The sequence below is a fragment of the Candidatus Equadaptatus faecalis genome (assembly GCA_018065065.1).
Classification (GTDB): domain Bacteria; phylum Synergistota; class Synergistia; order Synergistales; family Synergistaceae; genus Equadaptatus; species Equadaptatus faecalis.
On the sequence record JAGHTZ010000057.1, the window covers coordinates 1 to 2,254 of the forward strand.

General features: G+C 47.8%; 1 protein-coding gene. It reads right to left on the reverse strand.

The window, feature by feature from the left end:
* Window positions 1-734: 734 nt before the first annotated feature.
* Window positions 735-2,108: an SYNERG-CTERM sorting domain-containing protein gene (locus KBS54_04725; GenBank protein ID MBQ0055432.1), complete on the reverse strand. Its 1,374-nt coding sequence runs from the start codon at window positions 2,106-2,108 to the stop codon at window positions 735-737.
* Window positions 2,109-2,254 lie beyond the last annotated feature (146 nt).

Consider the following 2,254-nt stretch of genomic DNA (forward strand, 5'->3'; position numbering starts at 1 on the left):
AGGCTGTTTGTCAAAGGGGTGCTGTACAACAAAAACGGCACGCTCACGCTCGTCAGCTTCAACAAGGCGGAATACCCCGACAGAATAATCGACCCCGAAAATCAGGACGTCAGAATCCTCGGCAAAGTCCTCTACATCGTCCCCGACCTGCAAAAAGTCGCAGGAGTGATATAAACATAAAACAAACGGCTTGGAATTTTTTGCTGTCAGCTGTCTGCTGTCCGCTGTCGGCGCTCCGAAGGGGCATTGTTTGCTGTACCCTTTTGCGGATTTGCGTCTGTTAATCTGCATGAGGGCACAGAACGTACCAACTGTAACCATGTCAGGCAGAAAGAAATTCTCCCTGAGAACGAAAACGGCAATGCCTGTTTTCTTCCCGACACAGAATTTTCCAATGCAAGATACTAAACACAAAACAAAAGCGGGGGACTGAAATCAGTCCCCGCTTTTTGCTATTCTCTGTTTCTTTATATCCTGTCTCGCGTGCCTCGCAGTAAGACAAATATTTTTTATCCGTCTTCCTGCGGAAATCCGTCAGGAGCAGGTTTTGCGCAGCCTGTGCCCCGTAGGGGTAGATCCAGTGTCTTTTCCTTTTCTGACGGGCTTCGCCCGCGAAGCCGCTGGATTCTGCACTTCCGCTCCGCTCCATGCAGAATGACAGACATTTTTATTGTTTCTTCAAGGTTTTATCTTTTCAAGCTTTTAGCTTATCGCTTAACGCTTCCAGCTTACCGCTATTTTTTCTTTCTGTAAAACATTCCGAGAACGCCAAGCAAGGCGAGTGCGCCAAATCCTGCGTTGCAGCCTGAGCTGCTGTCCTTTGAACGTTTTGCGGCTTCAAATATGCCGCTGGCGATCGGTGTTCCTCCGGGCGTTTTACTCAGCGTTACTGTGCCTTCAAACTTATTTTCTTCTGTCTGAGAGTAACGTGCGCTCACAAAACCCACAATTTGTTGTTCACCCTCATGAGTATCATAGTACAGCGGAGCCGTAAAAGACACTTCCTCTCCGGGGTTATAAGGGTCTTTCTTAAATTTTTCTCCTAAATCCATGGGACCTTCAAAATAACTTGAAAAGGTCTCTACCGTGCCGTCAGGAAGTTCATACTTGAGGCTTGATCTGACAGACTCCACCGCTCCGCCCGCGATACGTTCTTTGCCGGCTTCTTTCTCGCTGTCAGCCGCTGTTATGGTGATGATTCCTGTCTGTTCCGCGCTGATCTTAACAGGAACCCCGTCAAACGTATCAGTAAATTCAGGTAATGTGATAGTATAATTCCACTCCCCGCCAACTTTCCAAACAGCCTTTTGTTCTTCCTGTTTTCCCTGTTCTTCTGCGCCGTCCTGTCCGGCAGGTTTCACTCCCCTGTCGTAGCCCGGTGCGTCATTCCCTGTGAACAGCGGCGATTTAAGGCTGATTTGCAAAGCGGGACGCACGCAACATTCATCGCTGACATATGTGAATTCCTCCATGTCACCGTCAACATCGACATACATCGCTTCGGTTTTAAGATTGGGGTTGGGACGAGGCGAACGCAGCCACCATCTGACCCCTATGGTGCGAACATTTTGGGGCAGTTCTTTTGCTTCGTCTGTTGAAAGCAGAAACAGTTTGTCCGATGTTATTCCTACATCCCACATATAGTGTTGTGCTATATATTCATTGCTGACTGCCCGTCTGTCCTCTCCGCCGTTTATCTGTTCCCATGTCATTTTTGAACTTTTGCCTGTTCCGACATATCCCGACCATGACCACTCCGGATCGTACTCCATCATAGTGTTTTCCAAACTGCTTCCGCTTGTGCGGACCAATTTTCTGATTTCCGAAGATTGATACCTGTTCGCTTTGTAATCAAAGTTGTGCACTAAAAATTGGGTATCATATCTGTTCTTTTTTATCGGCTCCGTCACTATGACATAGGCGTATTCACCGTCTGTTTTCCACAGAGTCCAGTTTATTCCCAAAAAGTCTGCCGTACTGCCGATTTTGTACGTCTGCGAAGCTTCGTCCCAAAACGCCCTGTCTCCGGCAAACCCCGGCGAGCAGAAGGCAAGAACAGCACCGGTCAGAATTAGAACTGCGAAAAGTTTTTTGAATTTGCTCTGCATGACATATACCTCCGAAATTTTATAAAAATCAATTACTCTAAAACCTTAAGGGCGCACTTAGCACATACTGTCGCTGCGCTCCGTACTCAAGCGGGAATTGCCCGGTAAAACGTTTGCCTCACTGCGTTCGGCACAGGCGGGCAATT